Below are 13881 nucleotides of genomic sequence, written 5' to 3'. Positions count from 1 at the left end.
GTGGGGGTCATGTGATGCGGGGAGTGCGGGTCACGTAAGTCGGGGCGGGTCCTGGAGGGGGGCGGTCACGACGGGCAGGAGTCGCGCCTCAGGTCCTCCAGGGTCGCGGCCTTTCCGGGCAGCTCGGAGCGGGCGGGCGTCTCCAGGCCGTCGAGGAACAGCTGCAGATGACGGTGGACGAACTGGTCGAAGGCCGCGCAGCCGGAGCCGGGCAGCGGGCGGGTCAGCTGGGAGAGCGCCACCATCAGGTCACCGACGCCCACGTCGGTGCGGAGACGCCCGGCGCGCTGCGCCCGCTGGACGATGCCCTCGACGGCCTCCTCCAGGCGCCGGCGCTCGGCGACCAGGTCGGGGTGGTCCTTGTCGAAGGCGCCGTCGAGCATCGGGCACAGGGCGCCGACGCGTTCGTCGGCGGCGCCGTGGGTGAAGCGGCGGAGGGCGGCGAAGGTGTCGTCCTCCTCCGCCGCGGCCCGCTCGGCGACCTCGGTGACGCGGGCCGTGAGCGAGAGGACGACCTCGTGGACGAGGTCGGCGCGCTCGGGGAAGTTCCGGTAGAGCGTGGCGTTCCCGACGCCGGCCCGGCGGGCGATCTCGTCGAAGGGCACCTGGGACCCGAACTCGACGAACATCTCGCGGGCCGCCGTCACGATCCGCTCGCGGTTGCGCAGGGCGTCGGCCCGCGGGCGGGGTACGCGGCGGGTGGGCGCGGTGTCGGCGGTACTGGTCACGCCACGACCTCCTCGGAGTCGTCCGGTGTCATCCGGGGAAGGAATCCCCACTTGCTTCGACACAGGCGTAAACGGGGACTCGGTCCCCGGTTATTTCCCGCCCGTCACGTGACCCGCGTCACAAACCTCCGGCTCGGCGGAATACCCACGATCGGGCCACCCGGCGCGCGCGTCCGGACCCCGCGTCACAGGCTGATCGCACAGCGCGGGCCCGCGGAAGGGGCCGCGGCGCCGACCTGCCCCCACCGGAGAGGCGACGTATGCAGCACCCCCGCCGGCACATACGCAGACCCATCGCCCTGGCGGCGACCACGGCACTCTCCCTCGCCCTGCTCGCCTCGGCGAGCAGCACCCTCCCCGGGCCGGCCCCGGCGTCGGCGGGCCCCGTGGCCGCCGCGCCGACGGGCGCCAAGCTGGGGCCGTGCCGCATCGCCACGACGATGGGCGTGCAGATGTCGGAGGGGCTGCCCACGGCCCCCGGATACGTGCGCTCCACGGGCCGCGTCAGGGCCCTCAACCTGATGGTCGACTTCCCGGACGCCCCCGGGGACGGCACGGCGATGGGCCGCTTCCGCGAGTTCTTCCCGCAGACCGCCGACTGGTTCCGCACCAGCTCGTACGGACGGCTGCACTACCAGGCCGAGGCGCCGATACCGGACTGGCTGCGGATGCCGCGGGCGTTCTCGGCGTACGGGATCGAGCGCGGCTCACCGTACGAACCGGGCTACCGCTCCCTCGTCGAGGACATCGTGAAGGCGGCCGACCCCCGGGTGGACTTCAGCGCGTACGACCTGGTCAACATCCTGGTCACGCCGAACGCCGGGCCCTCCGCCCTCGACACCGTCCTGTCCGTGACCTTCTCCGGCAACGACGACGCCCCGTACGCCGACGGCGTGCCGCTCGCCAACACGTCCTTCGTCTACAGCCGCCAGGACGACGGCTCGGGCAGCTTCGCCGAGACCGGCTACCGCGTCCTGCCGCACGAGAACGGCCACGTCTTCGGCCTGCCCGACCTCTACACGTCGGACGGCGGCGGCTCCGTCGGCCACTGGGACATCATGTCCGAGGACTGGGGCGCCAACAACGACCTCCTCGCCTGGCACAAGTGGAAACTGGGCTGGCTCGACAACGACCAGGTCAGCTGCGCCTCCGCCCCCGGCACGAACGACTACAGCCTCACTCCGCTCGCGGTCTCCGGCGGCCCCAAGCTCGCCTTCGTCCCGCTCACCGGCACCTCCGGGTACGCGGTCGAGGTCCGGGACAAGGACGGCAACGACGAGGCCGTCTGCGAGCCGGGGGTTCTCGTCTACCGGGTGGAGTCCGACGTGGACACCGGCCACGGCCCGGTGACGGTGGCCGACAGCGACCGTGCCAGCGGCGGCTGCACCCGCAGGGCCAATGTCCACGCGGAGCTCTCGGACGCCCCGTACGGCCCCGGCGAGACCTTCACGGACCGCGCCAACGGCATACGGATCACCGTCCTGGACGAGGACGCGACGGGAACGTACCGGGTGAGGATCACCCGGAGCTGACCGGCCCGCCGTCGCGACCCCCCGTACCCCCGGCCGGCCCCCCGACCACATCCCGCAACCGCCGCTTGAGGATCTTCCCGGTCGGATTCCGGGGCAGGTCCTCCTCCCGTACGAGGATCCGGGCGGGCACCTTGAAGGCGGCGAGGCGCGCCCCCACGTGCGCCCGCAGAGCCTCGGAAGCCCCGGTGCCGGGGTCCGCGCCGGGCCGCAGCCGCACGACGGCCACCACCTCCTCCCCGAGCAGCGGGTGCGGGACCCCGAGCACGGCGGCGTCGACGACGTCCGGATGCTCGTGCAGCACGCCCTCGACCTCGACGCAGTACACGTTCTCGCCGCCGCGGATCACCATGTCGGTGAGCCGGTCGACGACACTGACGCGCCCGTCCTCGTCGACGCGGGCGAGGTCGCCGGTCCTGAACCACCCGTCCTCGGTGAACGCGGCGCGGGTGGCGGCCTCGTCACCCCAGTAGCCACGGATGAGCGACTGCCCGCGCAGCCACAGCTCCCCCACCCCGTCGGCGTCGGGCCGGTCGATCCGCACCTCGGTGACGGGCGAGGGCCGCCCGACGCTGCCGGGGTGGGCCCGGTACTCGGCTCCCACGTTCGAAAGGACCCCGCCGCAGGTCTCGGTGAGCCCGTACCCGTTCCGGGGCTCGATCCGCTCCCCGTACCCCTCGGTGATCCCGGAGACGATCCCGGGCGGGGCGGCGGCGCCTCCGGTACTGAGCAGGGTGAGGCTCGCCAGCGGGTCGCCGGTGCTCCGCGCCAGTTCGAGCAGCTGGAGCGCGGTGGTGGGCACGCCGGCGTAGTGGGTGACGCCCTCCTCGCGGATGAGCCGGAGCGCGAGCCCGGCGTCCCATTTCCGCATCATCACCAAGGTCCCGCCGGCCGCCATGACGGCGTAGAAGGAGGTGAAGGCGGCGACGTGGAAGAAGGGGAACGTGGTCAGTGACACGGGAGCGGGCCCGGTCCCGGGCACCTCGCCGCGCGCGAGGGCCGCGGCGGCGGCGAAGTACCGCGGGTTCATGGCGGCCCCGGCCTGCGCGAGGTGGGTGGCGACGGCGCCCTTGGGCCGCCCGGTGGTGCCGGAGGTGTAGATGATGGTGGCGTCGTGCTCGGGCAGCACGTCGACGGGCGGGGGCCCGAGCAGAGGGTCGTCGTCGGCGACGTACGCGACGAACCCCTCCTCGGCGTCGCCTCGGAAGACGATCCCCGGCACACCGTTCCCCAGGGCCCACGCGCGCACCCGCCCGAGCCGCTCGCCGTCGACGAGCAGCACGCCGGGGGAGCAGTCGTCGAGCGCGTACGCGAACTCGTCCTCGGTCCACCAGGCGTTGAGCGGCACGGCGACGAGGCCGGCCAACTGGGCCGCCCAGAAGGCGATCTGCCACTCGGGCAGGTTCCGCATGGCCACGACGGCCCGGTCGCCCGGCCGCAGCCCGTACTCCCCGACGAGGCGCCGCGCGAGGCCACACGCGGCGTCGAAGAACTCCCGGTAGGTCATCCGACCGTCCTCGGACACGACGAACACGCGGTCGCCGTAGGCCCAGGTCACCTCGGCGAACTCCCGCAGGGTCCGCGGCCCGTCGGCGTACACCCCGCCTTCCACGGCGAAGGGCGCCCCGTCAGCCGTCAGCCGATCGACTCCGCCAACCACCACACCATCCTCCTAAGCGCCCGCTCAGTCCGCCCCGTGACGCTATGCGCCCCCGGAAAAACGGTCAACCCCACCGGTGTGGCGTGATCGCCATCAAACGATCTTGGTTCGGGACCGGGACGATGCACGGCGAGATTCCGGGGAAATCCCGGAGGAATCCCGGAGAGGGCCTGGAGAATCCCGAGAGAGCCCGACGCCACGCGGACGGAGATCCGGTGGCCCTCTCTCATGCCCTCAGCCGCAGTCGAGGGGCCCGTCGGTCACGGTACGGAAGGACCGCTTCGACGGCGAACGGAATCCAGGTGCTCCGCCACGGCGACTCCTCGACGGACTCGCCGGGGGGGCGTCTGCCGCTCGTGGACTTTCACGGTCAGAGCGGTGCTCAGCAGATGCCAGCCGTCGGACAGGAAGCACCCGCCGTCGTGGGCGTGCACACGGCCCGGCGTCCCGGACACCTTGTTGACGAGCGGCCGCGCACGAAGCTCCGCCGGAAACGCGCCCCCACGGCCCTCTCCGTGGCCGCGATGTCCGCCTCGGAGGCCGGAGGGGCGAGCGCGGAGGCGTTCCCCGGCGCGTTCTCCTCCAGCCACCGCAACAGGCCCGCCCAAGCCACCTCGACCCCGCGCGTCCCCTTTCCTCGACGACCGCGGAGCAACCCTGGATCAGTGGTTGACGTCGATGACGATCCGGTTGGGGGCGGTCAGCTTGAAGACCTTGTAGGAGGAGTGCGGGCCGAGCGCGAGGCCGAAGGTGTTGCTGTCCTCGAAGGAGTACACGAGCGCCTGACCCTTGAGGCTCGGGTAGCCGAAGGACTGCGACCGGGGGCTGGTGTACGTGGACTGGTAGTTCACGTCGAAGGTCTCGGCCGGCATGAGGGTGACCTTCAGGTACGAGTCGCCCTTGATCGGCACCTGGGTCTGCGAGCCCTCCTCGCCCCAGTACAGCGGAGTGGTCTGCTCACTGGTCGTCCACCCGGGGACGGTGCCCTCGCCGAGGTCGATGACGACACGGTCGTAGGTGTCGTGCGTGGCCGTCCGTATGCCCAGGACGCAGATGTCGGCACACGTGGGTGCGGACGCCACGGCCACGGCGGACGTGGTGCCGAGCAGGGTGGCGGCGAGCGCGGCGGAGCCGGCGAGGGTGGCGATGGCGGTCTTGCGCATGAGTACTCCTAGGAACGAACAGGAAGCAAAGGACGAAAAGAGGGCAAACGAAAAGAGCGGACGTGACTACCGGTGAACGTCGACGACCACGCGGTTCTGCTGCGCGAGCGTGCGGGCGTTGCAGCGGCTCACGGTCCCGCTCAGGGTGATCGCGAACTCGGTCGGGGCGCGGACGCCCTTGACCATGGGCAGGTCGAACGGCTTGACCACCGGGTTCGTCTCCGCGTAGTCGACGAACAGACACGAGGAGCCGGCGACGGCCACGGTCCCGGCCTGGCCCCTCGGGAACTGGGGCAGGGAGCCGGCCCCCCGGTCGAACACCCCACGGCCGTAGGCGGCGTGGACCGCGTCGACACGGCTGTGCTCACACCCCACGACCGTCGCCCCCACCGGCGCGGCCGGGGCGACGAAGCGGGAGAGAACCCGTCTTGCGGTCGGCATGATGCCTCATTCCTTGATCCCGAAAGCTCCGCAGCCTAGGACACGCGCAGGACACGGAGGCTAGATCATTTCCCCTAGTTCGTCATGTCCACGCCCCCCAGCCATCAGCGGCCACGGCCCCCACACCCCTGCTCCCCCACCGAAGCCCTGTCCCCCGTGCGCCGAGCACACCACCCGCTACACTGACAGCGCTCCGCCTTCGCCTTCGTAGCTCAGGGGATAGAGCACCGCTCTCCTAAAGCGGGTGTCGCAGGTTCGAATCCTGCCGGGGGCACAGGGAGGTTCGTGCAGGTCACGGGCCGGATTACGCGACAGGCCCCGGGGAAGATCCCCGGGGCCTGTACGCATTCTGTACGTATGACTTCGGCTAGTCGGCCGGGGTGACCGGCGCTCTCAGCCGTGCGAGAGCGGACGCACGGCCCACCGCGTCGAAGCCCCGCCCGCTGTGGCCGCGGCCCATGACCTGGAGACGGGAGCTCCGGTCTACGCACGGGCCCGGCTGGTCAAGGAGGGCGATCAGCCGACGCACACGCTGACCAGCTATTACCGCCCCGAGCACGTGGAGGGCACTCGCTTGGTCGACCCGACTCCCGGTCCGGCCGGCCGCGGCGGTGGTTACCGCGTTCTGTACGACGCGGGTTACGAGATCGACCACATGAAGGAGTCGCTCTTCACCCGCACGCCCACGGCAGACGAGGTGAAGCTCCTGCAACTGCCGCCCGGTGAGCCCGTGGTCGAGTTGCACCGGACGACGTACACGGCTGACGGCACCGTGGTCGAGTTCGCCATCGGCATCCACGCCGCCTCCCGCTTCGCCTGGGAGTACGACTTCAAGGTCCCCGACTCCGCAAAGGACAAGGGAGTTCAGCAGTGATCTCCGCTCAGGACTGGGCCGACACTCAACAGCTCTGGGGCTACCACCAGATGGGCCACACGCCCCGGCCGTGCTCGGTGGCGATCGGACTCGGCAGCCACGACCTGGGCGTGGCCGACACCGCAGTCGACCTGTACAGGCGCGGCATGGCCCCACTCCTCGTGTTCACCGGGGCGACCAGCCCGACCACCCGCGACCGCATGCCCCGCGGCGAGGCCGTGCATTACCAGGAGCGGGCGATCGAACTGGGCGTCCCTGCCTCGGCGGTGATGGTGGAGCCGCGGGCCCGGAACACCGGCGAGAACATCCGCTTCTCCCGGGACCTCCTGGCCGAGGCCGGCATCACCGTGTCCTCCGTGCTCCTGATCAGCAAGCCGTACGAGGAACGACGTTCGTACGCCACGACACGAAAGCTGTGGCCCGAAGTCGAGATCGTCAGTGCCTCTAGCCCGATGACGCTCCGGGACTACGTCGACTCCATCGGAGACGCCCGCTTGGTCATCGACATGCTCGTGGGAGCCTTCCAGCGACTGCTGGTCTACCCGGAGCAGGGCTTCATGATCAGCCAGCAAGTCCCAGCCGACGTGCTCGACGCGTACGAGCGTCTATCCCAGGGCGGATACGCAAGCCGCTTGCTGCGAGATAGCGAGGGCGAGGTCCTCAAGCCCACCGTCTAGTGCCACATCAGGCAACGTTCGCCCTTGACGAGATCGCGTAGCCGTTCATCGGCAGCGTTCTTGTTCCTCCAGATGGAGCAGGACCCGAAGGCCCTCGTGGCTGATGCCGTCGACCACCCCCTCGCGCAACGAAGGTGGGAAGAGCGGGCCGGCCGCCTCAGGATCCGGTCAGCACACCACGAGGAACAGATGCAGGGAGCGTAGGCGGAGCTGCGTGAACTCGGCGACCTGGCTGTGAAAGGAGCAGACGCCCCGCCCGTGCAGCGTCTGCACTGGCGCATCCAGGACGGCGAACACACGCTCAATCAGGCCGAGGTCGCGCTCGCGCTGACTGAGCATCGGCTCGACAACCTCCGAGAAGGTGCCTGACAGGCGGTCCGGGTCAGTCAAAGCCAGCTATTCATAGGATATTTTGACTCGCCTTCTATCTCAAACCGACTATCCAGAACGAACGAACGGGGAACGCCATGGGCATCACCAGGACCACTCGTAGGACGCAGGCCAAGATCGCCGTGTCCATCGGGGCCCTGGCCGCGGGCTCACTCATACTCACCGCCTGCAGCGGAAGCAGCGACAGCGCCAGCAAGCGCGACGGTACCTACTACATCAAGGACGTCAACGGCACGTCCGACCTCGGCCAGTTGGTTGTCAAGGGCAACAGCGTCTCGCATCATGAGTACGACTGCGATGGTGTCTATGAGAAGCCGGACGTGACCAGCACCGGCGAGTTCAACGAGGATCAGTCCCAGATCATCTGGACGGTCGCTGGAGAGGACACCCGCAACGAGCGGACCGGCAACGAGCCCATCTCGACCAGTGACACCTCGATCAGCATCAACGGTAGCGTGTATGTACGTGACAACTCCGATGCCGGCAAGGCTCTGCTGGACGGCTTCAAGGTCAAGTGCGGGAAGTGACGCCGACCTCCCACTCGGCCGGCCGAGCAGGGCAGAACCCCGTGGGCATCGCGTCCGCGGGGTTCTGGTTCTCCTCGGCTGGTCAAGCCTCTGACGCCTACTCCTGAAGCTGCTGCGCCCGGCACTCCTCGATCGTCTCCGGCGGCCAGCCAAGCGTCGGGTGGCCGCTGGCATCCATGTCCCGACGTACGTGCAGGGCAAACGTTGGCTGATGCAGCACTAGGAGCTGCCCAATCGATCACGGCCGTCTAGGGCCTGGTCCGCGATTCTGCAGCCGAGGCCTTCGAGGAACTCCTGGATGCCGTCTGCGGCAACCTCGAAGTCGGCGTGCCAGGAGGCCGTCGTCGACTTCCAGACCCGTCCGGTCCCTGCCACGGCGAACAGGTGGCCGCCACCGTCGCTGGCGAACACGAGTGCAGGCCCGTCTCCGGCGACCTGGATGGATCCGTACTCACGGAAGTGATCGGCAGCCGTCGCCGGCGAGTGGATGAAGTAGCCGTGGTCGACGTCGGGCAGAGAGATGTCGCGGATCACGGAGTACAGCGTGATCAGATCGGACGGAGCGAAAGGGAAGGTGAGGTCCACGAGGGCAGACGTTGCCTCGTTGCTCTCGTCTGTGGTCAGCGTGATGACGTTCTCACCGGGTGGGAAGCCGTGCCGAGCCTCGAACGACTGCATCAGCCTCCCGAGCTCTGGTTCAGTCTGGTCGCACCAGGTCCGGACCCACTCCCAGTCGAGCCACTCGCGCGTCACAACTGCCGCCTTCCACGCCTTCAAGAAACCCGGCACTACCGAGTGGCTCAGACGTTAGCGGGGGCGCGGCCCCACAAGCATCCGGGCAGCTGTTACAGATTTCTCTACCTCATCAAGGCACCCGCCGCGCACAGCGCGGCGCGTGCGGCCCGTCGCCCGGGCCTGCGCTCCTGTCTGCGCCCCGCTCCAGCCCGGCCGCCGGCCGCACGCCTGCGGCTCGGGTTGATGGGCAGCCGAAGCAGGACTTCAAGCACGGCAACCGTCACATGGCACGCGTAGCCACGAGCGCCGCCGACTGCGGCCAAGACGGGCGACCAAAGACGGCTAGCAGGGAGGGGAGGGGTGGCCTCTTGCGCATGGCCGGCCGACTGTCGGGCCCGAGTGGGCCGGGGCGCCGTACCCCCGCCGTCACGGATGACGGGAGCGTGAGGCGACCGCACCACCGGGAAAGGGCTGATGGGGAGCAGCTGCTGCCGCGATGCGGCGGAGGCCGGTGTGATCGCTCCGCGTCGGTCCCGGTATCGCCGTGGCTGATGAGCGTGTCGTCTAAACACCGGACTTGTGCACGCGCCACGGTATGTAGATCGACGATAGACGGGATGGGAGCCAGGGCGAGCATTCGGCGAAGATTGGCAAACTGTGCGGCTCCACCCCAAAGCCGCTCCGCCGACCTACTCCTGAATTGACAGGTCCGGATGGGCGAACACAAAGAGCATGTACGCAACGGCCGCTGCCGTACCCACCGACGAGAGTGCCAGGCTGGTCAAAGGCTGCGCACGGCTGACGCCCTGTCGTGAGGCAGCGCGGTATTCGATGGCACCCAGGACGAGGCCCGTGAGGCCGAGCGGCAAGGCAAGAGCCCAGATGAGCATCCAGAATGGGCAGCAGAACCAGAACGCAATGGAAGCCACACCGAAAACGACGGAACGGCTCATCCGCCCAGATCTGTCGCCAGCCGGATCATCAGAGTGGGTCATGCTCTGATCAAAGCAGCAAGGTAGAGAGGCCCAGCAGCCGCCCTGACAATCACCGTGCCCCTCGCGTGCCCGATCCAGCGAGGAGACACGAGGAACACCGGACTGTCACGCTGTCCGAACATGCGAATGGCCCCGACCATTCGGCTGGTCGGGGGCCATTCACCTGGCGGTGGGTGTGGGATCTGAACCCACGGTGACTCGCGCCACGACGGTTTTCAAGACCGTGTACGGATCGACGCTCCCAAAGCGTCAAGTGCACCCACGGCCTCGTGGATATGAGCCGGGCCGCGACCCAACCGTTCTCCCGCGCACCACCAGGACAGTCGCTCTTCCGTGTCCTCCCTTGGATGCATGCCCAGGCCATGCTCGGGGCACAGGGGCCACGCCTGCCACAGAAGCTCCATGACGGTCTCCTGCGCGGCATCGGCGACGCTCGCCAGTGCAGAGGCAAGGCTGTCCTCTGAGTTCGGATCCAAGTGGTTGCCGTGCCACTCGCCGTTGGCCATGGCGACGTGGACGTTCTCCGGTTCATCCTCGTCGTAGGACGGAAGGGCCAGCAGCTGCAGGGGTTCCAGCTGGGGAAGCGTCACCGCCAGGTCCCGGTTCAGGAGGGCGAGAGCCTGGTCCCACACTGGGTACTCACCCGGCGAGACGCGGCGAGGCTCAGGAGGGTCAAAAAGAGCACACATGAGCACCATCCTCCGCCACGCCAGGGACAGCCCCAACCGCTCAACAGCGTCGCCCCCTGCAAAGACCGCGTGCGGGGCTGACATCAGCGGCTGACATCAACGACGCTGGACGGGTGCGTACACCAGCACCTCCGCCCGGCCGTCGCACCAATCGACGAAAGCCGCCGCAGCGGGCCCGGATCGAACTCCTAAAGCGGGTGTCGCAGGTTCGAATCCTGCCGGGGGCACCGGTTCAGAAGGGGCCCACCTCCGGATTTTCGGAGGTGGGCCCCTTCTGGCATCCACGTCTGGCATCAACGGCGACGTTAGGTACGACCAGGGCGTCTCTTGAGCCGCCGGTCCGTGTGCCTGACTGCCTCACGCACAGGCCGGCAGGCAAGCTCATGCGGACGGCCCCTGACCGCCTTGGCTGGTCAGGGGCCGCTCCTCTGGCGGTGGTGGGGGGTGTGGACCCACGGTGACTCGCGCCACGACGGGGTTTCGAGATCGGTGCCGCCCTTGGCCCTCAGGCGAAGGGAGAGAGTCCAGCGGTCTCGAGGTGATCAAGCAGGTCTTGAAGACATGCGCCCGGCGAAGGCTGGTCGGTACGGAAGAACGAGTCCTCGCCCAGGGCTCCGCCGGAGACGATCACCATCCATCGTGTGCCCGGGGTGCGCTCGCCGTCAGCTTTGAGGACTGCACAGCACCCCTGCTCGATCAGCCATTCCATGAGTTCCACGATGTCCATGCCACCTGAGTTATCTCACTTCCACGGGTCGGTGAACGACCGGCCCGGTACCGGCTTGGCGATGAGCGCTACCGGGATGAAGAAGTTGACCTGCCCTATCGCGAACATCAGCGTGGCAAGCGCCTTGGGCTCATAGTGCTCGGCTGCCTGCGCATACAGCTCGTTCGAGACCCGCTCGCCGTCCGCAGACGGCTGAAGTACGGCTTCCACGAGTGCCAGCGCGGCACGCTCGGCACTGGTGAAGTACGGAGAGTCCTGCCAGGAGGCCACCGAGGTGATCCGCTCATCCGACTGCCCGGCCTTGCGCAGGAAGCCCGTGTGCAACACGGTCAGGTAGGTGCTGCCGACGATCTGACCAGCACGGAGCTGGACCAGGCTGATCGTGGAGCGCGGTACCGAACCGTTGCCGGTGAGCCTGAACAGCGCCGCCGACACCTCTGCCAACTCGGGGACGAGGTCCGCGGGGTCGTCGTGCATCCGCGGAACCATCGGAACCTCTGCCGTGATCGAACGTGTTTCCATCGCCTTCTCCTTAAGCCTTCGTGTTGCTGTCACGGGCTTGACGGATCGCGGCAGAGAGATGTGACACGGGGGCGCAGTCGAATCTGGGGGGCGCATCGGCAGGAAGTTCGAATCCTGCCGGGGCGCTTGGGTTTAGGGCCCCCGCCGGTTTCGGTGGGTGCCCTTCGGGCTGGCGGGGTGCTCTACTCCCGGAGTTCTTCCGGGCAGGCCGTGCCTCGGGAGAGTTTGTACGGGGCCGCCAGGCGGTAGACGCCCGCCTTCGGGGCGATGAGTTGGGTCCATTCGTCGCCCTCGGTGTCCGGTTCGGCCTTGTAGAGGCAGCCGTGCTCGTTGGCGAAGATCTTCGGGAGTTCCGTCTCCGACTCCTCGCGGGCCAGTTTCGACGCCTCCGTCTCCTGCGGGGGTTCGATCTTGCCGCCGTTCTCGTCCATCAGGGCGAGCCACGGCGAGTACGGGACGCGGATCAGGACCCGGCCCGGCCTGTCGACCCGGATCACGACCTCGTTCTCCTCCGCGCTCTGGACCTCGGCCGGCGGGTCGGCGAGAGGGGTCGGGTCCTGCACCTCGTACAGCCGCCAGTTCTCGTCCGACCAGACCTGCTTCAGGTACGGCAGGCCCTCGCCGACCAGTTCCGCCTCCTGCTGCGCGCCCGAGTCCGGGGCGCCCGTCGGCAGGACCACGTAGTGGACGGCCCAGCGGTCGAGCCAGTCCTGGTAGTTCGCGGCGTTCAGCGTGTCGTCGTAGAAGAGGGGGTTGCGCTCCATGTCCGCCTGGCGGTTCCAGCCGCGCGCCAGGTTGATGTACGGGCTCAGCGCCGAGGACTCCCGGTGGCTCGACGCCGGCACGACCTCGACCCGTGCCTTGCCCGCGTCCCGCACCTGGAGCTGGTTCACCAGCGGTGCCAGCTCGCGTGCCCAGGACGCGTCCGGGGCCGTACGGATGACGTCGTCGACGCCTTTGAAGCCGATCCAGAAGTTCAGGCCCGCCACGGCGAGCAGCAGCGCGTACCAGCGGCGTGAGCGCGGCGCCGTGTACGGCAGGGCCGCGAGCAGCACGACGCCCGCGAAGAGCATCGGCAGCCGGGAGATGTTCGAACCGATCTGGGAGTCGATCAGCCACGTCAGCAGCGTGCCGATCGTGTACACGGCTGCTGCCGTGCGGACCGTGCGCCAGTCCCTCGGGACCAGGACGAAGGTCAGTGCCCCGAAGAGCAGGGGCAGCGCGGCCGACCCGAAGGCCATCGGCTGCGTGCCCGAGAAGGGGAAGAGCCAGGAGGAGAGGGCGACGACCGCGACCGGGGCGAGGCCCAGGGCGTACGCGCCCGGGCGCCGTTTGTTCAGGAACAGCGCCGCCGCCGCGACCCCGAGGAACAGTCCGGCGACCGGGCTGCACGCCGTCGCCAGACCGGCCAGCGGGGCGGCGACCGCCGCCTTCGCCCAGCGTTTACGGCGCCAGCGGTACGGCCAGCAGAAGACGGCCGCGACCGCGCCGAGCGCGAACATCATGCCGAGGCCGAAGGTCACCCGGCCCGAGAGGGCGTTGCACAGGAACGCGAAGACGCCCGCGACCGAGCACACCAGCGGATTGCGGACCGTCCGCACCCGCACCAGGATCAACGCGGTCAGGGCCGCCGACAGCGTCCCGGCGACCATCATCGTGCTGCGGACGCCGAGCACCGACATCAGGTAGGGCGAGACCACGCTGTACGAGACGGGGTGCATCCCGCCGTACCAGGCCAGGTTGTACGCGGAGTCCGGATGCCGTCCGACGAACTCGGCCCACGCGTCCTGCGCCGCCAGGTCCCCGCCGCTGTTCGCGAAGAGGAAGAACCACAGGACGTGGGTGAGGGCGGCAAGACCGGTGGCCGCCATGACCGTGTACCGCCGCTTGCGCCGTCGCGCGGGCGCGCGCGGTGCCTCGGGAGGCGCGGGGGCGGTCCCCGACGGGGAGGCGTGCCCGGGGGCGGGCGCGGGGCGCTGGGTCGGAAGCACTATTCGCGGGTGCGAAGGGGATTCGGTATCGGGGTGCGCTTCGCCGTGTGCTCCGGCGTCGGCGTCTCTCGCGTCTCTCGCTTCATGGGCATCACGGTAAGCGGCGGGGTCGGAGTCCGCGCGGTCGGCGCGTGTCGGCTCGGCGGTGGTCACTGCGGCCCTTTCCCGTACTGCCCGTCTCGCTTCTCGCGCATATCACGCGTCCTTCTCGTCCCCCGGAAACGCTAACAGCC

14 protein-coding genes, 1 tRNA gene and 1 pseudogene are annotated in these 13881 nt (G+C 69.2%); 5 read left to right on the top strand and 11 right to left on the bottom strand.

Annotation, left to right across the window (positions count from 1 at the left end; genetic code table 11):
• Positions 1-65: 65 nt before the first annotated feature.
• A complete protein-coding gene (locus tag ACZ51I_RS27320; protein WP_468880833.1) occupies positions 66-728 on the bottom strand; it encodes a TetR/AcrR family transcriptional regulator in 663 nt (220 codons plus the stop codon).
• A 260-nt stretch (positions 729-988) separates the two neighbouring features.
• Here ACZ51I_RS27320 and ACZ51I_RS27315 point away from each other — a divergent pair, with 260 nt between their 5' ends.
• A complete protein-coding gene (locus tag ACZ51I_RS27315; protein WP_468880830.1) occupies positions 989-2260 on the top strand; it encodes a M6 family metalloprotease domain-containing protein in 1272 nt (423 codons plus the stop codon).
• Here ACZ51I_RS27315 and ACZ51I_RS27310 read toward each other — a convergent pair.
• From ACZ51I_RS27310 to ACZ51I_RS27300, 3 genes are all read right to left on the bottom strand, one after another.
• Complete coding sequence (locus tag ACZ51I_RS27310; RefSeq protein WP_468880827.1) at positions 2247-3920, bottom strand: class I adenylate-forming enzyme family protein; 1674 nt, start codon at positions 3918-3920, stop codon at positions 2247-2249. The genes ACZ51I_RS27315 and ACZ51I_RS27310 overlap by 14 nt on opposite strands.
• A 659-nt stretch (positions 3921-4579) precedes the next feature.
• Entirely contained in the window at positions 4580-5080 is a 501-nt protein-coding gene (locus ACZ51I_RS27305; protein WP_468880824.1) for an AMIN-like domain-containing (lipo)protein, read from the bottom strand.
• A 66-nt stretch (positions 5081-5146) separates the two neighbouring features.
• The gene (locus ACZ51I_RS27300) at positions 5147-5521 is read right to left on the bottom strand and encodes a hypothetical protein (protein ID WP_468880821.1); all 375 of its coding nucleotides are present in this window, start codon (positions 5519-5521) and stop codon (positions 5147-5149) included.
• A gap of 201 nt (positions 5522-5722) precedes the next feature.
• Here ACZ51I_RS27300 and ACZ51I_RS27295 point away from each other — a divergent pair.
• The 3 genes and pseudogenes from ACZ51I_RS27295 to ACZ51I_RS27285 all read left to right on the top strand — a co-directional run bounded on the left by ACZ51I_RS27295 (position 5723) and on the right by ACZ51I_RS27285 (position 7072).
• A tRNA-Arg gene (locus ACZ51I_RS27295) sits at positions 5723-5795 on the top strand.
• 141 nt (positions 5796-5936) lie between these two features.
• Positions 5937-6395: pseudogene (locus tag ACZ51I_RS27290) on the top strand (UTRA domain-containing protein); the annotation flags it as partial.
• On the top strand, positions 6392-7072 hold the full coding sequence (locus ACZ51I_RS27285; protein WP_468880819.1) for a YdcF family protein: 681 nt from the start codon (positions 6392-6394) through the stop codon (positions 7070-7072). The pseudogene ACZ51I_RS27290 and the gene ACZ51I_RS27285, both read left to right, overlap by 4 nt.
• 168 nt (positions 7073-7240) lie before the next feature.
• Here ACZ51I_RS27285 and ACZ51I_RS27280 read toward each other — a convergent pair whose 3' ends face one another.
• Positions 7241-7462, bottom strand: a complete 222-nt coding sequence (locus ACZ51I_RS27280) for a hypothetical protein (protein WP_468880818.1) — start codon at positions 7460-7462, stop codon at positions 7241-7243.
• Positions 7463-7539: 77 nt separating this feature from the next.
• Between ACZ51I_RS27280 and ACZ51I_RS27275 the strand changes: the two genes are divergently transcribed.
• Positions 7540-7989, top strand: coding sequence for a hypothetical protein (locus ACZ51I_RS27275; RefSeq protein WP_468880816.1), 450 nt, complete (start codon positions 7540-7542; stop codon positions 7987-7989).
• Between the two features lie 219 nt (positions 7990-8208).
• Here ACZ51I_RS27275 and ACZ51I_RS27270 read toward each other — a convergent pair whose 3' ends face one another.
• The 6 genes from ACZ51I_RS27270 to ACZ51I_RS27245 all read right to left on the bottom strand — a co-directional run bounded on the left by ACZ51I_RS27270 (position 8209) and on the right by ACZ51I_RS27245 (position 13801).
• Positions 8209-8742, bottom strand: coding sequence for a hypothetical protein (locus ACZ51I_RS27270; protein WP_468880812.1), 534 nt, complete (start codon positions 8740-8742; stop codon positions 8209-8211).
• Between the two features lie 671 nt (positions 8743-9413).
• The gene (locus tag ACZ51I_RS27265) at positions 9414-9719 is read right to left on the bottom strand and encodes a hypothetical protein (RefSeq protein WP_468880810.1); all 306 of its coding nucleotides are present in this window, start codon (positions 9717-9719) and stop codon (positions 9414-9416) included.
• 215 nt (positions 9720-9934) lie between these two features.
• Positions 9935-10309 carry a hypothetical protein gene (locus tag ACZ51I_RS27260; RefSeq protein WP_468880807.1) on the bottom strand — a complete coding sequence of 125 codons (375 nt, stop codon included), beginning with the start codon at positions 10307-10309 and terminating at the stop codon, positions 9935-9937.
• Between the two features lie 604 nt (positions 10310-10913).
• Positions 10914-11135 (bottom strand): hypothetical protein, encoded by a 222-nt coding sequence (locus tag ACZ51I_RS27255; protein ID WP_468880805.1) that lies wholly within the window; start codon positions 11133-11135, stop codon positions 10914-10916.
• A 15-nt stretch (positions 11136-11150) separates the two neighbouring features.
• Positions 11151-11657 carry a carboxymuconolactone decarboxylase family protein gene (locus ACZ51I_RS27250; RefSeq protein WP_468880803.1) on the bottom strand — a complete coding sequence of 169 codons (507 nt, stop codon included), beginning with the start codon at positions 11655-11657 and terminating at the stop codon, positions 11151-11153.
• Positions 11658-11839: 182 nt separating this feature from the next.
• Positions 11840-13801 carry an MFS transporter gene (locus tag ACZ51I_RS27245; RefSeq protein WP_468880800.1) on the bottom strand — a complete coding sequence of 654 codons (1962 nt, stop codon included), beginning with the start codon at positions 13799-13801 and terminating at the stop codon, positions 11840-11842.
• Positions 13802-13881 lie beyond the last annotated feature (80 nt).

The sequence above is a fragment of the Streptomyces sp. NPDC034084 genome, from assembly GCF_055575535.1.
This window is presented reverse-complemented; position numbering and strand designations above follow the sequence as displayed.

What these genes read in the sequence shown, in the direction of transcription:
- ACZ51I_RS27315 (WP_468880830.1), top strand. Translation starts at nt 989, where the DNA reads ATGCAGCACCCCCGCCGGCACATACGCAGACCCATCGCCCTGGCGGCG.
- ACZ51I_RS27305 (WP_468880824.1), bottom strand. Translation starts at nt 5,080, where the DNA reads ATGCGCAAGACCGCCATCGCCACCCTCGCCGGCTCCGCCGCGCTCGCC.
- ACZ51I_RS27300 (WP_468880821.1), bottom strand. Translation starts at nt 5,521, where the DNA reads ATGCCGACCGCAAGACGGGTTCTCTCCCGCTTCGTCGCCCCGGCCGCG.
- ACZ51I_RS27275 (WP_468880816.1), top strand. Translation starts at nt 7,540, where the DNA reads ATGGGCATCACCAGGACCACTCGTAGGACGCAGGCCAAGATCGCCGTG.
- ACZ51I_RS27265 (WP_468880810.1), bottom strand. Translation starts at nt 9,719, where the DNA reads ATGACCCACTCTGATGATCCGGCTGGCGACAGATCTGGGCGGATGAGC.
- ACZ51I_RS27255 (WP_468880805.1), bottom strand. Translation starts at nt 11,135, where the DNA reads ATGGACATCGTGGAACTCATGGAATGGCTGATCGAGCAGGGGTGCTGT.
- ACZ51I_RS27250 (WP_468880803.1), bottom strand. Translation starts at nt 11,657, where the DNA reads ATGGAAACACGTTCGATCACGGCAGAGGTTCCGATGGTTCCGCGGATG.